Annotated in this window: 16 protein-coding genes; 6 read left to right on the top strand and 10 right to left on the bottom strand. The window is 41.4% G+C overall.

Annotated features, from left to right (window positions below; genetic code table 11):
* Window positions 1-28: 28 nt before the first annotated feature.
* From T543_RS11765 to T543_RS11750, 4 genes are read right to left on the bottom strand one after another with little or no spacing between them, the layout of a single operon-like run.
* On the bottom strand, window positions 29-652 hold the full coding sequence (locus tag T543_RS11765) for a hypothetical protein (RefSeq protein WP_035768738.1): 624 nt from the start codon (window positions 650-652) through the stop codon (window positions 29-31).
* 44 nt (window positions 653-696) lie between these two features.
* Window positions 697-2,277 (bottom strand): glycosyltransferase family 39 protein, encoded by a 1,581-nt coding sequence (locus T543_RS11760; RefSeq protein ID WP_035768737.1) that lies wholly within the window; start codon window positions 2,275-2,277, stop codon window positions 697-699.
* Window positions 2,278-2,301: 24 nt separating this feature from the next.
* Entirely contained in the window at window positions 2,302-4,179 is a 1,878-nt protein-coding gene (locus T543_RS11755) for a threonine--tRNA ligase (RefSeq protein ID WP_035768735.1), read from the bottom strand.
* A 39-nt stretch (window positions 4,180-4,218) separates the two neighbouring features.
* Window positions 4,219-4,728, bottom strand: a complete 510-nt coding sequence (locus tag T543_RS11750; RefSeq protein WP_035768733.1) for an SEC-C metal-binding domain-containing protein — start codon at window positions 4,726-4,728, stop codon at window positions 4,219-4,221.
* Window positions 4,729-4,927: 199 nt separating this feature from the next.
* On the opposite strand from T543_RS11750, the gene T543_RS11745 reads away from it, so the two are divergent.
* Window positions 4,928-5,773, top strand: a complete 846-nt coding sequence (locus tag T543_RS11745) for a M23 family metallopeptidase (protein ID WP_035768729.1) — start codon at window positions 4,928-4,930, stop codon at window positions 5,771-5,773.
* A 14-nt stretch (window positions 5,774-5,787) separates the two neighbouring features.
* Window positions 5,788-6,216, top strand: coding sequence for a bactofilin family protein (locus T543_RS11740; protein ID WP_051638749.1), 429 nt, complete (start codon window positions 5,788-5,790; stop codon window positions 6,214-6,216).
* Between the two features lie 204 nt (window positions 6,217-6,420).
* On the opposite strand, the gene T543_RS11735 is transcribed toward T543_RS11740, so the two are convergent.
* The gene (locus T543_RS11735; RefSeq protein ID WP_022761586.1) at window positions 6,421-6,621 is read right to left on the bottom strand and encodes a cold-shock protein; all 201 of its coding nucleotides are present in this window, start codon (window positions 6,619-6,621) and stop codon (window positions 6,421-6,423) included.
* Window positions 6,622-6,894: 273 nt separating this feature from the next.
* On the opposite strand from T543_RS11735, the gene T543_RS11730 reads away from it, so the two are divergent.
* Window positions 6,895-7,191: a YerC/YecD family TrpR-related protein gene (locus T543_RS11730; RefSeq protein ID WP_035768727.1), complete on the top strand. Its 297-nt coding sequence runs from the start codon at window positions 6,895-6,897 to the stop codon at window positions 7,189-7,191.
* A 107-nt stretch (window positions 7,192-7,298) separates the two neighbouring features.
* Here T543_RS11730 and hisA read toward each other — a convergent pair whose 3' ends face one another.
* From hisA to T543_RS15920, 4 genes are all read right to left on the bottom strand, one after another.
* Window positions 7,299-8,075, bottom strand: a complete 777-nt coding sequence (gene hisA, locus T543_RS11725) for a phosphoribosylformimino-5-aminoimidazole carboxamide ribotide isomerase (RefSeq protein ID WP_035768725.1) — start codon at window positions 8,073-8,075, stop codon at window positions 7,299-7,301.
* Between the two features lie 16 nt (window positions 8,076-8,091).
* Window positions 8,092-8,847: a 4-hydroxy-tetrahydrodipicolinate reductase gene (gene dapB / locus T543_RS11720; RefSeq protein ID WP_035768723.1), complete on the bottom strand. Its 756-nt coding sequence runs from the start codon at window positions 8,845-8,847 to the stop codon at window positions 8,092-8,094.
* Window positions 8,848-8,866: 19 nt separating this feature from the next.
* Window positions 8,867-9,754, bottom strand: coding sequence for a 4-hydroxy-tetrahydrodipicolinate synthase (gene dapA, locus T543_RS11715; RefSeq protein WP_035768722.1), 888 nt, complete (start codon window positions 9,752-9,754; stop codon window positions 8,867-8,869).
* A 226-nt stretch (window positions 9,755-9,980) separates the two neighbouring features.
* On the bottom strand, window positions 9,981-10,157 hold the full coding sequence (locus T543_RS15920) for a hypothetical protein (protein ID WP_155843261.1): 177 nt from the start codon (window positions 10,155-10,157) through the stop codon (window positions 9,981-9,983).
* A 305-nt stretch (window positions 10,158-10,462) separates the two neighbouring features.
* On the opposite strand from T543_RS15920, the gene typA reads away from it, so the two are divergent.
* The gene (gene typA / locus T543_RS11710; protein WP_035768720.1) at window positions 10,463-12,310 is read left to right on the top strand and encodes a translational GTPase TypA; all 1,848 of its coding nucleotides are present in this window, start codon (window positions 10,463-10,465) and stop codon (window positions 12,308-12,310) included.
* Window positions 12,311-12,337: 27 nt separating this feature from the next.
* Window positions 12,338-12,796 carry a MerR family transcriptional regulator gene (locus T543_RS11705; protein ID WP_051638748.1) on the top strand — a complete coding sequence of 153 codons (459 nt, stop codon included), beginning with the start codon at window positions 12,338-12,340 and terminating at the stop codon, window positions 12,794-12,796.
* A gap of 22 nt (window positions 12,797-12,818) precedes the next feature.
* On the opposite strand, the gene T543_RS11700 is transcribed toward T543_RS11705, so the two are convergent.
* Window positions 12,819-13,451: a YigZ family protein gene (locus T543_RS11700; protein ID WP_035768718.1), complete on the bottom strand. Its 633-nt coding sequence runs from the start codon at window positions 13,449-13,451 to the stop codon at window positions 12,819-12,821.
* 134 nt (window positions 13,452-13,585) lie between these two features.
* On the opposite strand from T543_RS11700, the gene T543_RS11695 reads away from it, so the two are divergent.
* The gene (locus T543_RS11695; RefSeq protein WP_081830057.1) at window positions 13,586-16,393 is read left to right on the top strand and encodes a transglycosylase domain-containing protein; all 2,808 of its coding nucleotides are present in this window, start codon (window positions 13,586-13,588) and stop codon (window positions 16,391-16,393) included.
* Window positions 16,394-16,449 lie beyond the last annotated feature (56 nt).

Raw genomic sequence — 16,449 nt, 5'->3', positions numbered from 1 at the left:
CCATTCCTCATAAGCAGGAGGATTGCCTTTATCTTACGTGAATACTATCTATGCTCTCTGCAAAGCTTTCTTCAAAATCATCATCATCTGCCCGGGAATAAATTATGCTGAAAGCCTTGTATCTGGACAGGATGATGAAAATCTTCTGGTAAACTGTCTGAGAACCTGTGGGAGTTAGATGCGTTTCGATCATATATCCGGGATATCCATCGATAGTGTTTTCATTAAACGAATCTACTCCAAAATCCACATCCTCACCATAGAGATTTACATAGTTTTCCTTTTGTATTTCCTCATAGATATCTTTTGTAAGATTATCATAAAGTAGTTCTTCATCGCTTTCGGTAGCTGAAACTCCATCAGCCTTTTCTTTGTTGGTGAGAACCTTTTCCTTTGGAAGATAGCTGACTTTATAAGTAATATTAGCGGATTCAAGCGGATAGTGTTCATTGACAAAAACGCCCTCGTCAGCTGTCATAACAAAGCCTGCGGGCACAATAAAGCTGCATCCCGAAGCTTCGCTCAGATCCTCAACTTTTGCCTCGGCTTTTATTCTATAGCTTACCTCCGCGCTCTCCAAGAAACCTGCAGCTATGCCTGCCGTCATAAATATAGCAATTATTTTCTTTCCGCTAAATAGTCCCTTTTTCACAAACTTCTCCTTATATGTTCAATCTATATATGTCGCCTGTTTATTCAAAGCGAGAGTTCAAATACATCAAACCAGTATCTTTCAAGCAGATAACTGCCTTTGTTTTCACTCTTAATTCCGGCTTCGTTCTCCCATTCTTTCAGGAGGTCTTCTCTGGAATTAAAGCTTCCCATAAAGAGAACTTTTTTCCCTGATGATAAAATATTCTTTATGTCTTGAGCATTTTCAATATGACCTGTCTCAGGAAGCATATCCATGATCAGCTTTTCAGGCTCCATTCCGTATAAAAGAACCGGCATATCGTCTCTGCTCTCTTTCTCATCAAGATAATAGGCCATAAGACCACAGACATGATCAAAATTGCAGATAATTACCGGAGCATCTTCCTTATCTGAAATCTCAGCAAAAAGCTTTTTCGTCTCTACCATGTTTACTTTTCTGTACAACTCATTTCCCCTGAAAGCCCAGTAATCTCTGATACTAAATACGATCATAAAAAGCGCTGCAGCATAAGGGATTGCCCTCATAATGCGCCATAAAATACCGGATCTTTTTATGTCATTATCCAGAATATTTCTGCATCCGATTATAATGCCCAGCCAGAATGCGCCCATTCCGGGAAGCATATATCTGTATATAAAAATCGGTCTGATAAGCATAGATGCAGCAAAACCGAATGCTACAATACCTGTTATGGGCATGAACATCAGCCATACCTTTGCATTCCTTATATTCAGGATCACTACAGCCAAAACAAGGAGTGTCATCAAAACTGCAAGAACAATCGACAGCTTATCATTAAAAAAAGATGGCTTCATCAGATACTTCACAACACCGCCAAGGCTTCTTATAGTCAGCTCCTGAATCCAGTAATTCTCTGATACCGTTCCTACCTGTGATAACACTTTTCCTATCCAGGGATAGTAGCATATAACCGTCAGATTTCCGCTTATAAGCAAAATACCAAGCTGCATTATGTTTTTTCTGACCGACCATACAACAAGGAACAAATACACTGCAAAAACAGCTACAGCAGCATAATACTGGGTATAGCATGCAAGAAGTCCGTATATAAACAGAGGCGCTGCTTTTCCCCACTTAAGCCCTCTTATCTGCTTATCCTTATCCTCTTCAAGAAACGGCAGAGAATGGATGCAAAGCGCTGTAATAAAGAATATAGCAATGCTATACATTCTGATTTCAACCAGGTATTCTGAAATATTTGGCATGCCTATAACTGCCAGTGAGAAAATCCCACCTGTAAAAGTACCGAATCTTTTCCTTACTGAAGTAATGGCGTATATATACAAAATAATAAATGGCACTACGCTTGCCAGCTTAGCAGCTACTACAGCATCAATATTTATTTTTTCAAATATAAAAACGAAAAAATGTATGACAATGTAATACAGCGGCGGGTGAACATCCGCCGCTGTTAATTGGATCATTTCCGAAATATCACGGCAGGCGAACTCCATACTAAAGAGTTCGTCGTACCATATATCAGTACTTATAGAAAGAAATACCGAATATACAAGCATCGCTGCAGATACGAAGTATGCAAATATACCTGCTGCCGATAATATCTTCTTTTTATAACCTGTTAAATCGTTAATGGTATCCATTAATCTCTCATTCACTATAAAGTATTATTCTACAGTATCGATAAGATCAAGGAGATGCTTTTCATTCATAGTCTTGCACATCTCAATAAATTTATCGAGCGGTACATTCTGAAGCTGTTTGTTTGAACCGCGAAGGTTGATAGATACTGTGTTCTCAGTTGCTTCCTTATCACCAAGTACGATGATATAAGGATCTTTGTAGTTCTTGAACTTCTTGATCTTTTCCTTCATGTTGTTGTCGGAATAATCAGCTTCTGCTCTGATACCGTTGTCCATAAGAAGGTCAGCGATCTTCTTAGCATACTCATTGTGCTCAACACGGATAGGAACAATACCTACCTGATAAGGGCTGAGCCAGAACGGGAATGCACCCTTGTAGTTCTCAATGATGATACCGATAAATCTCTCAAGTGAACCGTAAATAGCTCTGTGTATTACAACAGGCATTTCAAGGCTTCCGTCCTGTGCCTGATATGTAAGTCCGAAGTTATGAGGAAGCTGGAAGTCAAGCTGGATAGTTCCGCACTGCCACTCTCTTCCAAGAGCATCCTTGATCTGAAGATCGATCTTAGGACCATAGAAAGCGCCATCACCCTCGTTGATCTCGTAGCCGCCTTCACCGTATTTATCATCAAGAATCTTCTTAAGTGAAGCCTCTGCTCTGTTCCATACTTCGATGTCACCCATGAAATCATCAGGGCGTGTTGAAAGCTCTGCTCTGTAGGTTACACCAAATGTAGAATAGATCTCATCTGCAATTGAGATGATATCCTCGATCTCTGATTCAATCTGTGACTCCATTACAAATGTATGGTCATCATCCTGACGGAATTCCTGTACTCTGAAAAGTCCGTTCATCTGTCCGGATTTTTCTTTTCTGTGAAGAACATCATATTCACTGTAGCGGATAGGAAGTTCTTTGTATGAATGAACAGTTCTCTTATAAGTCATCATGGCATTGGGACAGTTCATGGGCTTAGCTCCCATTGTGTCGATCTGCTCACGATTATAGATCACAGAACCTCTCTCAATCTTTACAGGAGCTTTTGCTGCATCCTCTTCCATGCTCTCATATACATCAGCAATCTCTGTATCGGCATGAACATTACCTGCAACACCGGGAACAATAAACATGTTGTTGATATAATGAGCCCAGTGTCCGCTGATAAGCCAAAGCTTTTTGTTGTCGATAAGCGGAGCTGCTATTTCTGTGTAGCCATGTCTATCCTGAATGTCTCTTGAGAATTTAAGCAGAGTCTGATACATTCTCCAGCCTCTGGGAAGCCAATAAGGCATACCGGGTGCTGTCTCGTCGAACATGAAAAGATCGAGCTGTGCTCCAATCTTCTTGTGATCGCGCTCAAGAGCCTCCTGGATCATCTTAAGGTGCGCCTTAAGCTCATCCTTTGAAGGGAATGCATACAGATAGATTCTAGTCATGGAATCTCTCTTCTCATCGCCTCTCCAGTAAGCACCTGAAACAGCTTTGATCTTATATGATACATTCATAAGTTCCTGAGAGTTATCCACATGAGGTCCTCTGCAGAGGTCGATGAAGTCATCACCTGTATTGTATGTAGTGATAGTCTCACCTTCCGGAAGATCATTTATAAGCTCAGTCTTAAACTTCTGATCCTTAAATATCTCCAGAGCTTCCGCTTTAGAAACTTCCTTTCTTGTCCAGTCCTCTCTTCTCTTGATGATCTCTCTCATCTTATCTTCGATGGTCTTGAAATCATCTTCTGTCACAGCCTTTGGCAAAACGAAATCATAATAGCAACCGTCAGCTACCTGCGGACCAATTGCATACTGGGTTTCTTTTCCGTAAAGCTCGATTACGGCTTTTGCCAGGATGTGTGCCAATGAATGTCTGTAAACTTCCTGAAATTCTTCTTTGTTCATTTTTTCCTCTTTCTACCGTACCTACCGGGTACAGTCATTTTAGAATTTGCCCTTACCGTGGCACTTCTTATATTTCTTTCCGCTTCCGCACGGACAGGGATCGTTGGGATAGATCTTGTTTTCTTTTCTTACTGTCTGAGAAGCCTTCTGCTCTTTGTAAAGCTCCTTCTGCTTCTCCTCAGAAAAGATCTCATTCCACTCTTCAAGACCATAGAGCCAATCTGCACCTGCAGCTACCATGTTCTTGTAAAGCAGTTCCTTATCAAATCCGAGCTGAACCTCTGTATCTTCTTCCATATCATCGATAGGGTTCTGCTCTTTAAGTGAATCATTGATACCATCAAGGAATCCTGTCATAGTCATGATATCAACGCCATATTTATCAGCCAATTCCTTGACTGTACCCTTTACTGTCTCATCAGGGTTCTTAAGAAGGATTGCGTAGATATCACGCTCCTTCTGAAAATAATCTGTCCAAAGTTTCTGCAGCTGTGCCTTATCAGCCTTCTCTGAATAAGCCATATCACGCCACTGTTTTAATAAAGCCATATTGTAACCTCACTTCCAATTTTTTAAATACTGATAATCCGACAATTAATGTCATAATCCTACTTATTATATTATCTTTTCACTGTATTGTAAATCAAAGTGTGGATATTATGAGCCAAACATTGAGCCAGATCACACATAATTGCCATAATATACAGTGATGTGCTATTATATCATAGAAATAAAGGGGGTTTTTTTTATGACTGAAAATAACAAGCCCAAAAAGCACAGACATAAAAGACACTATACTATCATGATCATCTCCGGCGATTCTGACGCAAGCAGCGGAAGTCTCCACCTCGGCCATGTTGCCACGCAGGTACTTGCTTTTTCATTATTTGCGATCCTTGTTGCCATCATATGTTTCATAGTTGGTACATCCATCAATATCAAAAACCTAAAAAACACATCTGCCATGCAGGTTGCACAGATACACGATCTGGAGGAGACCAATGCCAATCTTGCTGCGACCAATTCAGAGCTGCAAAGTGAAGTATCACAGCTAAGCCAGGCACTCAATCAGAAGGTTGAAGTTGAAGAGCAGACAGCAGCTGAGGCTGAAGAGCAAAGCCAGCCATCACAGCTTCCTATCCTTGATGGAACCGCTTCTATGACCAACACACTTGATGATCCTAATTCAGCAGAGATCACTCTTCCTGATGAAAATACAGATGGCGAAAATGCTGAGGGTGAAGATGGTGAAGATAATGAAGACGGCGAAGGTGAAGCAGCCGCTGAACTTACGGGCAATCCAATCCTTATATTTAAAACAGCCGAAGGATCAACAATCGTTTCCTCCGGAGCAGGAACCGTTACTTCCGTTACTGCAGATGTAAAATATGGAAACAGCATTTCCATAGACCACGGAAACGGCTATGTTTCAATTTACAGAAATTCAGGAGACTGTCTCGTACACGAAGGCGACGTAGTCAGCAGAGGTACTACTCTTTTCGTAGTTGGAGACTCCAATACAACTCTTGGTTATCAGATAACTTATAATGGCGAGTTTATAGATCCGGAAACTTTAATAGAAATAAATGGATAAAGGAGAAACGAAAAATGGCACTTTTTAACTCGGGGAAACCAAATGAAACAGTTGATACAGCATCAGATCAGATAAGCACATTTATCGCACCCGGTGCAATCGTTGACGGTCCGCTCACAACCAAAGAAAGCACAAGGGTTGACGGAACAGTTAACGGCAATGTAACTGTAAACGGTTCTCTCATTCTTGGTCAGGATGCCAAGATAAATGGCGCTGTAACCGCAACAAACCTCTTCCTCGCAGGAGAGATAAACGGTAACGTCAGCTGTGGCAACGGCAAAGTTGAGATAAGCGACACCGGCAAACTAATCGGTGACCTTACTGCAAAAAGTCTTGTAATTGATGAAAATGCTGTTTTCCAGGGACAGTGCACTATGACTACTGAGAAAACATCTGCAGAAACTGCAAAAGAAAGAGCTGCCGGAAACTCATCTGATAACTGATTTCCGCTGCCATATATGACTTTTGTTTTTCTAAGGAAAACAAAGAACTATTTAAATCAGTATTATTTAATCCATAAGCTCAATAAAACCCATCCGATTACCGGATGGGTTTTATGATTAATCATTTGTACATCTGCTGATTCTAAATATACATCTATATAAGAATAAGGCACATTGTATTCTTGATTAAATGTTGACCGTAAATTAAAGCTTGTTTACGTTAACGGCCTGAGGTCCTTTTTCACCCTGGATTACGTCGTAATCAACTGCAGCGCCCTCGTCAAGAGACTTGAAGCCCTCCATGTTGAGTCCAGAATAATGTACGAATACATCATTGCCTGCCTCATCAGAAATGAAGCCGTAACCCTTCTGGTTGTTGAACCACTTAACTGTACCCTTGTTCATATCTTACCTCCACTAAAAATGAAAAATAGTTCTATCGTCAATTATTTATCTATTGACGATTTGTTGTATTAAAACAACATAATTAGGATAGCATAAGCATCATAAAAAGTAAAGGAATTATTGAAATATTCGCGAAAAAAATCACAATTTATCAGACCTTGGACCATACTGCTTTACTTTACTTGTTTAATGTGTTAAAATATGCAGGCAGTAGATAGAATTGACGAAATATTGTAAATTCGAGTAACTGCTTATTGGTATGGAGGCGTTTTTATGAATAAAAAAATCAGAACTGAAGCAGTTGATCATTTATTTGATGCAATTCTGGCTTTGGATGATAAAGAAGAATGCTATAGTTTCTTCGAAGATTTGTGTACAGTCAACGAGCTCATCTCGTTATCACAGAGATTCGAAGTTGCTGCTATGCTTAGAGAGCATAAGACATATCTGGAAATTGCAGAAAAGACAGGTGCTTCAACTGCAACCATCAGTAGAGTAAACAGATCTCTCAACTATGGCGATGATGGTTACGCGCTTGTTTTCAGCAAATTAAAAGACAAGGATCAGTAATATCCTTGCCACAACAGATATACATAAATTCAGGGAGCTGCCCGTTTTGGCAACTCCCTTTTTATGCATCAGAATCTTTATAAAGATATCTCATTAAGTAATAATCATTACCCTTTACATGCTTCTATTACATCATCAAATGAAAGACTTCCGCCAAAAATATCCAGAGCACTTCCAACAGTTACATCGAGCTTTCCAATGCTTAACTTTTTTAGTGCATGGATGTCTTCAATACTGTGAACTCCGCCCGCGTAAGTCATGGGCATTTTTCCCCAGTTTCCAAGTTCCTTTGCAAGTTCGCTCTCTATCCCGGACTGCTTTCCCTCTACGTCAACTGCATGGATCAGCATTTCCGAACAGTAACCTGATAGTTCATCCAGAGTCGCTTCATTTACCTCAACATCTGTCATGTTCTGCCATCTGTCGGTTACTATGAAGTATTTTCCATCCTTTTTTCTGCAGCTTAAGTCAAGGACAAGTTTCTCTTTTCCGGTAACACTGACAAGCCTTTTGAGGTTATCATAATTAACTCTGCCATTTGAAAATACATAGCTTGTAACTATCACATGCGAAGCTCCGGCATCAAGAAACATTTCTGCATTTTCTGCATTTATGCCGCCTCCCACCTGAAGCTTTCCGGGCGCTATTCCAAGAGCAGACAATGCCTGGTTTAAAGTTGCCTCATAATATGGGCTTCCTGCGGCATTTAGCAAAATTATATGTCCGCCGGTCAGGCCTTTTTCATCATATAAATGCGCAAAAAAGGCAGCATCCTGCTCGGATACGAAGTTCTCTTTAGCATAGTCTCCGCTATCCTTAAGGCTGCCACCTACTATCTGCTTTACTTTTCCGTTATGAATATCTATACAAGGGCGAAATTTCATATACTCTCCGAAAAAATCACTTTATCACATCGCTCATGTCATACATTCCCGCACTCTTACCTGCAAGGAATTTAGCTGCTTCAATAGCTCCCTTGGCAAATACGCTTCTGGAATATGCTCTGTGTGAAATAGTAACAACTTCGTCCATGCCTGCAAAAATAACATCATGGTCACCAACTATCGTGCCGCCACGAACTGCCGAAATGCCGATTTCGTTTTTGGGTCTCTTTTCTCTTCTGGTGCTTCTGTCATATACATAATCGTATTTTTCAGGAAGTGATGCATTAATGCTGTCTGCAAGCGCGATAGCTGTTCCGCTTGGTGCGTCAAGCTTCTGGTTGTGATGCTTCTCAACAATATCAATATCGAATCCTGCAGCAGCAAGAACGGGTGATATCTCTGAAAGCACCTTCATGAGCATATTTACTCCGACAGACATATTTGCTGATTTCAAAATAGCAATCTTTTCAGATGTTCTCTTAACATTATCAAGCTGTTCTTCGGAAAGACCTGTTGTACATAATACAACAGGAAGATTCTTCTTTTCACATGCAGCAAGAAGTCCGTCCACAGCTGATGCATTTGAAAAATCAATTACCGCATCTGCCAAAACGTCACACTCTTCCATACTCTTAAAAACAGGAAATGAATAGTTGCTCTCGCCGAAAGCATCTACACCTGCAACTATTTCTATATCCTGATCTTCTTCAATAAGTCCTGCAATAGCATGTCCCATTCTGCCATTGCATCCATGCATGATCACTCTTGTCATACCGATACACTCCCCAAAATTAATCTATAAGGCCAAAATTTCTCATCTCTTTTTCAAGAACTGCCTTGTGCTCATCAGTCATTGTTGTAAGAGGCAAACGAAGCGGGCCTGCCTTGAATCCGATCATTTCAAGTGCTGACTTAACCGGGATAGGATTAACCTCAGAAAAGAGAGCATCGATAAGAGGCAGAGCCTTAAGCTGTATCTCTCTTGCGCCGCCAAAATCTCCGGCAAGAGCTTTAGCACACATATCATGTGTCTGTCTGGGCGCAATGTTTGAAAGAACGGATATAACGCCAAGTCCACCAAGTGCCATGATCGGAACTACAAGTCCGTCCTCACCTGAGTACAGATCCATTTTGCCTTCGCAAAGCTGCATCATCTTGGATGTCTGGGCAAGATTACCTGTAGCATCTTTGATTCCTACGACATTATCAACCTCTTTGCAGAGTTTTGCTGCAGTCTCCGGCAAAATGTTGGTGCCTGTTCTGCTGGGAACATTGTAAAGGATCACAGGAATATCTACAGCTTTTGCTATTTCTGAAAAGTGGCAAAAAAGTCCACCCTGAGTAGCTTTATTATAGTATGGAGTAACTGAAAGAATAGCGTCTGCTCCTGCTCTTGCAGCATCTACAGACAGATCAACAGCTGTTTTGGTGCAATTGGAACCGGCACCGGCAATAACAGGTACTCTCTTGTTAACATAGTCAATACAGAATCTGGTGACCTCCATATGCTCTTCTTCTGTCATTGTGGCACTTTCTCCGGTTGTGCCACAGACTATAATAGCATCTGTTCCATTATCTATCTGGAAATCAATAAGTCTCTTAAACTCATCGAAGTTGACACTCCCATCCTCATAAAACGGTGTTGCGATAGCAACTCCGGCCCCTTTGAATACAGCCATGTTTTCTTCTCCTTTTTTCATATTTCAAAAGAATAGCATCTTAAATCTCTGATTCAAGAAATCTTCATAATCTAAAAAATGAAGCCGACCCATCACATGGTGAGTCGGCCTCATAAAATCATAGCACCAGCACTTTAACACGTCAACACGGCGAATTAAACTAATTAAAATCACACAGTAAACCCGTAATAACTTATGTAGCGAAATTAATCTTTACTTTCTTTTATTATTTCATACCCTCCCAAAATCTGTCATGTTCTGTAAATCTGACAGTATTTTCCTCGGATATCTCTGCTTTTGGCTTCTTTTCTTTTGTTCCGGTCTGCTCAAGCTGAAGTTCGTCCTCGGAGGTAGTGGTATGAATACCGTCCTGTTCTCCAAAAATCTTATCTATAATCGTCATGTTAAGTTCCTCCTCAAAAATATATTTTTTCTTATCCATCTTCATATAGATAATATTTTTACTATTTTGTTTTAGTCTATTATACCAAAAATATGCTGAAAATTGAATAAGGAACATAAAGTTGTCACACTTTTTATGCACATAGAAAGCAATTAATTAAGAAGTTTTATTATGAACATTACATATTGAAACTGTAAAAGCGTCATGCTATACTATCAAAGTTTCAAATTTAATTTGCATTTTTCTTTCCTTATTATATGTAAGGAAATCATTTTAACTTTTCACTAATTTTACGGAGGAATACCATGAAACAGACAAGAAACGATGTCAGAAACGTTGCTATTATCGCTCACGTTGACCACGGTAAAACTACACTTGTAGATGGTCTTTTAAGACAGAGCGGTGTTTTCCGCGACAATCAGGATGTCGTAGATAGAGTCATGGACTCAGGCGATATCGAGCGTGAGCGCGGAATCACCATCATGTCCAAGAATACTGCCATCACATATAAAGATATCAAGATCAACATCATCGATACTCCCGGTCACGCTGACTTCGGAGGAGAGGTTGAGCGTGTTCTTAAGATGGTTAACGGTGTTATCCTTGTAGTTGACGCATTTGAAGGCGCAATGCCCCAGACCAAGTTCGTTCTTGGTAAGGCAATGGAGCTTAAGCTTCCCGTAATCGTCTGCATCAACAAGATTGACAGACCCGAGGCACGTCCCGAGGAAGTTATCGACGAAGTTCTTGAGCTTCTTCTCGACCTTGGTGCCGATGACAAGCAGCTTGACTGTCCTTTCGTATTTGCATCAGCAAAGGCAGGTACATCATCACTTTCACTTGATGAGCCCGGAAGCGACTTAAAGCCTCTTCTTGACACAATCATCAACTACATACCCGCTCCTGTAGGTGATCCTGATGCAGGTACACAGATGCTCATCAGTACAATTGACTACAACGAATATGTAGGACGTATCGGTGTTGGTAAGATCGACAACGGAACACTTAAAGTTAACCAGGAAGTAATGATCGTAAACCACCACGAGCCCGACAGAAGCTTTAAGACAAAAGTAAGTAAGCTCTATGAGTTTGAAGGACTTGGAAAAACCGAGGTACAGGAAGCAGGCATCGGTTCTATCGTTGCTATTTCAGGTATCGATGATCTTAAGATCGGTGACACACTCTGCGCAGTTGACGCACCTGTTGCTATACCTTTCCAGAAGATCTCAGAACCCACTATCTCTATGAACTTTATTGTTAACGATTCACCTCTTGCAGGCCAGGAAGGTAAATTTGTTACATCACGTCACTTAAGAGACAGACTTTATAAAGAGCTCAACACGGACGTATCTCTCAGAGTTGAAGATACAGAAACCACAGAGACCTTCAAGGTTTCAGGACGTGGAGAACTTCATCTTTCCGTTCTTATCGAGACAATGCGTCGCGAAGGTTATGAATTCGCAGTAAGTAAGGCCGAAGTTATCTACAAAGAAGATGAAAACGGCAAGAAGCTCGAGCCTATGGAAAAATGTTATATCGATGTTCCCGAAGAATTCTCAGGTAGTGTCATCCAGAAGCTCGGTGAAAGAAAGGGCGAGATGATCAACATGGGTATTGCCAACGGTGGCTATACAAGACTTGAGTTCCTCATTCCTTCAAGAGGACTTATCGGATACAGAGGTGAGTTCATGACAGATACCAAGGGTAACGGTATCATGAACACAATCTTTGATGGCTATGCTCCTTACAAAGGAGATATCTCTTATCGTAAGCAGGGATCACTTATAGCATTTGAGTCAGGTGAAGCTGTAACATACGGCCTTTTCAATGCTCAGGAGCGTGGACAGCTCTTCATCAGCCCCGGCGACAAGGTTTACTCAGGAATGGTCATCGGTTCAAGCGGAAAGAGCGAAGATATCGAAGTAAATGTATGTAAAACAAAGCACCTTACAAACACAAGAACATCTTCTTCCGACGAAGCATTAAGACTTGTTCCCCCGAAGATCATGTCACTTGAGCAGAGCATCGACTTCATTGATACTGACGAGCTTTTGGAGGTTACTCCCACTTCTCTTCGTATCCGTAAGAAGATCCTTGATCCTACACTCAGAAAGAGAGCAGGTTTTGCTGCAAAACAAAAAGCTGGTAAATAATCTTCCATCATGTGATACAATAAATACATGGATAATAAATTTATTGGCGTTCCGGATGAATTAAATAACAAGCACAAGCATGACCGTGTTTGCAAAAACTGCGGAAGGAAAATTCTGTACAATCCTGATCCCAAGGCCGATTTGTGCCCTATGTGTAAAGAGCTTCAGTTATTTGCTGATGTAAGAGATTACATTCGTGCTAATGATGTAAAGGATTATGAGGTTGCAGAGCATTTCGGCATCTCTTTGTCCAAAGTCAATGAATGGATAAAACAGGGACGTATCCAGTACAAGGATGACCCCACCATTCAGAAGGTAATCATGGGAAATTATTGCCAGATATGCGGATCTCCGCTTAATTTCGGAACGGTATGTCCTGCATGTATGAAGATGAAGAAAAAATCAGAAACGCTTGGTGTTGCTATTAACCAGAATAATGCATCCGGCGATAACAAGATGCAGTTTATCGATAAAAATAAAAAATAAAAACAACTCAAAAGGAGGGATACTAAAATGGATAGTATCCCTCCTCTTTTTGTTCTATTATGAGCTTACCGTCAGTTTTTTCGGTGAGCCCTTTTGTTATTCTGTCAACGTCTTCCATCTTTACCGTTATATCATACTCAACTCTGTCGGTATATACCTCATTTTCAATAGGTATACCTTCATTTCTAAGATAATACTGTATGTTTCCGACAAGATTGTAATCAGCGTTAAGATGCAGTTTAGCGCCATATACCATCTCTCCTATTACAGAGGCAGAAAGTCCTGCCTGCGCAGCCTGTGTATATGCTCTTACAAGACCACCTGTACCAAGGAGTGTTCCGCCAAAATATCTGGTGACAACGATCAAAACATTCGTAACACCTGAGCCTTTTATAACTTCAAAAATTGGCTTTCCGGCCGTTCCTGACGGCTCTCCGTTATCGCTGCATCTGCTTATTCCAAAATCAGAGCCTATAACAAAAGCATAGCAGTTATGCCTTGCATCCCAGTACTTTTTCTGCATCGCTGCTATCCTTGTTTCTGCTTCTTCCACATCCTTTACCGAAAACACATTTGCGATAAATCTGGACTTTTTTTCGACCACTTCACCTGAGCCTTCAGTGAGGATCACTCTATAACTTCCTTTATTTTCCATAGTTAACCCTATTCTTTAATCTGACTATTTGCTATAATATTATACAAATTTTCATTAGAAAAATATATCACTTCTTGCGGGCAAAAGTGGAAATCGCCCGCAAGAATCTATGAAAATTATTAATGGAGGAATATATGAATTTTGGAAGAAAAGGTATCAGAGATCAGCAACAGGAGATCCTCTCAGGTACCAAAAAATGGGGGAAGAAAATATCCCTTATATCTTTCGAGCTGATTCTTGTAGCTATTATCGGTCTTTGCGTTATCCTGACCTCTGCAGGAATTGGTGTTTTCAGGGGGATTATAGATACCGCTCCTGATATCGGAAACATAAGTGTTACACCTACCGGTTATTCAACCTTCGTCTACGACACCGAAGGAAATCAGACAGCCAAACTGGTATCTACCGATTCAAACCGTATACCCGTAACCTGGGATATGATCCCGGAAAACCTCGCCCATGCATTCGTTGCAATAGAGGATGAGCGTTTCTACGAGCACAACGGTATTGATATTCAGGGTATCATCCGTGCAGCTGTTGTCGGTATCACCAGCAGAGAGTTGTCTCAGGGTGCCAGTACTATTACCCAGCAGCTCCTTAAGAACAATGTTTTTACAGGCTGGACAAGTGAAAGTTCCGATATTGCCAAGGTAAAGAGAAAGATCCAGGAACAATATCTTGCAATACAGCTTGAAAAAACCATGAGCAAGGACGAGATTCTGCTCAACTACATGAACACAATCAACCTTGGAAGTAATACCCTTGGTGTACAGGCTGCTTCACTTAGATATTTTAATAAGTCAGTATCAAACCTTACACTTTCAGAATGTGCGGTTATAGCCGGAATCACTCAGAACCCCAGCAGATATAACCCGATCACACATCCTGAGAACAACGTCGTAAGACGTGACAAAGTTCTTGATCACATGCTTAAGCACGGCTATATCACTCAGGTAGAATATGATGAAGCTATGGCCGACGACGTATATGCAAGAATCCAGGTAGTCGATGAAGAGACAACAGATGACAGCATCAACTCCTACTTTGTAGATGCTCTCACAAATCAGCTGATCGACGATCTGATCGAGGCAGGATACAACGAGACACAGGCTTACACACTTCTGTACAGCGGTGGACTTAAGATTTATTCCACTCAGGATCCTGAGATCCAGAGAAAATGCGATGAAGTATTCTCTGACGAAGCAAACTATCCTGAAGGAACCAAGTACCTTCTCGAATATGCTCTTACTACTGTAGATTCAGAAGGAAACAAAACAAACTACAGCTCAGAAATGATGAAGTCATATTTTCAGGAGCAAAAAAGCAGCTTCAATCTTCTCTTTTCTTCTGAAGAAGAAGCTCAGGCAGCTATCGATGAGTACAAAGCCGCAGTTATGTCCGAAGGAGATACTGTAGAGGGTGAGTCTATAAACTTAACTCCTCAGCCTCAGGTTTCTCTAACAGTCGAAGACCACTCAACAGGCTACATCGTTGCAATGGTCGGAGGCAGAGGTGAAAAGAAGGCATCCAGAACGCTCAACAGAGCTACAGATACTGTGAGACAGCCCGGATCAACCTTCAAGGTGCTTTCAACCTATGCACCCGCCCTTGACAGCGCAGGACTCACACTTGCAACAGTATTTAATGATGCTCCTTTCAACTATCCGGACGGAAGACCTGTCAACAACTGGTACGGCGAATCCTACAGAGGACTGACAACGATCAGAACAGCTATTAAGGATTCAATGAACATCATCGCCGTAAAGACAATGACGCTCATCACTCCTCAGCTTGCTTTTGACTATCTGAAGAATTTCGGATTTACAACAATAGTTGAGAGCGAAGAAATTAACGGCAAAGTTTATTCAGATATCCAGCTTCCAACAGCTCTCGGTGGTCTTACCCACGGTGTAAAGAACGTAGAGCTAAATGCCGCTTATGCCGCAATCGCAAACGGCGGTGTATACATAAAGCCCAAGCTTTATACAAAGGTTGTTGACCATGATGGAAATACAATCCTGGACAATACTTCTGCCGAGTCAACAAGAATCCTTAAGGATTCAACAGCTTACCTTCTCACAAGCGCCATGCAGGACGTTGTAACAAGCGGAACAGGTACAGCTGTTAACTTCGGTGGCACAGCAATTGCCGGAAAAACCGGTACTACTTCCGATGAAAACGATGTATGGTTTGCAGGATATTCAACATACTATACTGCAACAACCTGGGCAGGATATGACAACAACGTAGACCTGTCTTCTACCGCAGAGCAAAGACTTGCAAAGACTCTCTGGCGTGCGGTAATGGAGAAGATACATGAAGATCTTCCCGCTACGCAGTTCACCAAGCCCGATTCAGTAGTAACAGGAACTGTATGCTCGAGATCAGGAAAACAGGGAATATCCGGTCTATGTGACGGTGCCCTCATGACCGAATACTTTGCAGAAGGTACTATTCCTACAGACAGTTGTGATGTACATTATGCAGGAACACTTTGTCAGTGCGATAACCTTCCTGCAACCGATCAATGTCCGTTTAAGACAACCGGAATATTTGAGCTCACTCCTGTAGAACCGGCAGCTTTGCAGGCACAATCCGGAGTAGCTCCTACAGAGTCAAACTACACTACTTCTGTTGATGAAAACGGTAATACTGTGATGACTCCTACTGCTACCTGTCACCACACAGCAGACTTCATGGCTCAGCCAAATATAGCTGAAATAATCGCGCAGGAACAGGCACAGATGGCTGCAAACGGTGTTGTCATCCAAAGCGCTCCTGCAGCAGAAACTCCTGCCGAGACACCTGCTGAAGAAACTCCGGCACCTGAAAGTTCAGCCGCAGAAACAGCTCAGCAGGCAATACAGGAAGGCGCTGAAAATGCCGCAGAACAGATAAGTCAGGCACAGGAAGAACTCGAAAGCATAGTAAACGGTGACTAAATGTAAACCGTAAAAAGAAAAAGAGGAAATCACTTTTATGTGATTTCCTCTTTTTT

It is taken from the genome of Butyrivibrio sp. NC2002, from assembly GCF_000702265.1.
GTDB lineage: Bacteria > Bacillota > Clostridia > Lachnospirales > Lachnospiraceae > Butyrivibrio.
Note: the sequence above shows the minus strand (reverse complement) of the source record. Positions and strands in the feature narration are given on the sequence as shown.

Coding starts and splice junctions, on each gene's coding strand:
- T543_RS11760 (WP_035768737.1), bottom strand. CDS start 2,277: ATGGATACCATTAACGATTTAACAGGTTATAAAAAGAAGATATTATCG.
- T543_RS11755 (WP_035768735.1), bottom strand. CDS start 4,179: ATGAACAAAGAAGAATTTCAGGAAGTTTACAGACATTCATTGGCACAC.
- T543_RS11750 (WP_035768733.1), bottom strand. CDS start 4,728: ATGGCTTTATTAAAACAGTGGCGTGATATGGCTTATTCAGAGAAGGCT.
- T543_RS11745 (WP_035768729.1), top strand. CDS start 4,928: ATGACTGAAAATAACAAGCCCAAAAAGCACAGACATAAAAGACACTAT.
- T543_RS11740 (WP_051638749.1), top strand. CDS start 5,788: ATGGCACTTTTTAACTCGGGGAAACCAAATGAAACAGTTGATACAGCA.
- T543_RS11735 (WP_022761586.1), bottom strand. CDS start 6,621: ATGAACAAGGGTACAGTTAAGTGGTTCAACAACCAGAAGGGTTACGGC.
- T543_RS11730 (WP_035768727.1), top strand. CDS start 6,895: ATGAATAAAAAAATCAGAACTGAAGCAGTTGATCATTTATTTGATGCA.
- hisA (WP_035768725.1), bottom strand. CDS start 8,075: ATGAAATTTCGCCCTTGTATAGATATTCATAACGGAAAAGTAAAGCAG.
- dapB (WP_035768723.1), bottom strand. CDS start 8,847: ATGACAAGAGTGATCATGCATGGATGCAATGGCAGAATGGGACATGCT.
- dapA (WP_035768722.1), bottom strand. CDS start 9,754: ATGGCTGTATTCAAAGGGGCCGGAGTTGCTATCGCAACACCGTTTTAT.
- T543_RS15920 (WP_155843261.1), bottom strand. CDS start 10,157: ATGACGATTATAGATAAGATTTTTGGAGAACAGGACGGTATTCATACC.
- typA (WP_035768720.1), top strand. CDS start 10,463: ATGAAACAGACAAGAAACGATGTCAGAAACGTTGCTATTATCGCTCAC.
- T543_RS11705 (WP_051638748.1), top strand. CDS start 12,338: ATGGATAATAAATTTATTGGCGTTCCGGATGAATTAAATAACAAGCAC.
- T543_RS11700 (WP_035768718.1), bottom strand. CDS start 13,451: ATGGAAAATAAAGGAAGTTATAGAGTGATCCTCACTGAAGGCTCAGGT.
- T543_RS11695 (WP_081830057.1), top strand. CDS start 13,586: ATGAATTTTGGAAGAAAAGGTATCAGAGATCAGCAACAGGAGATCCTC.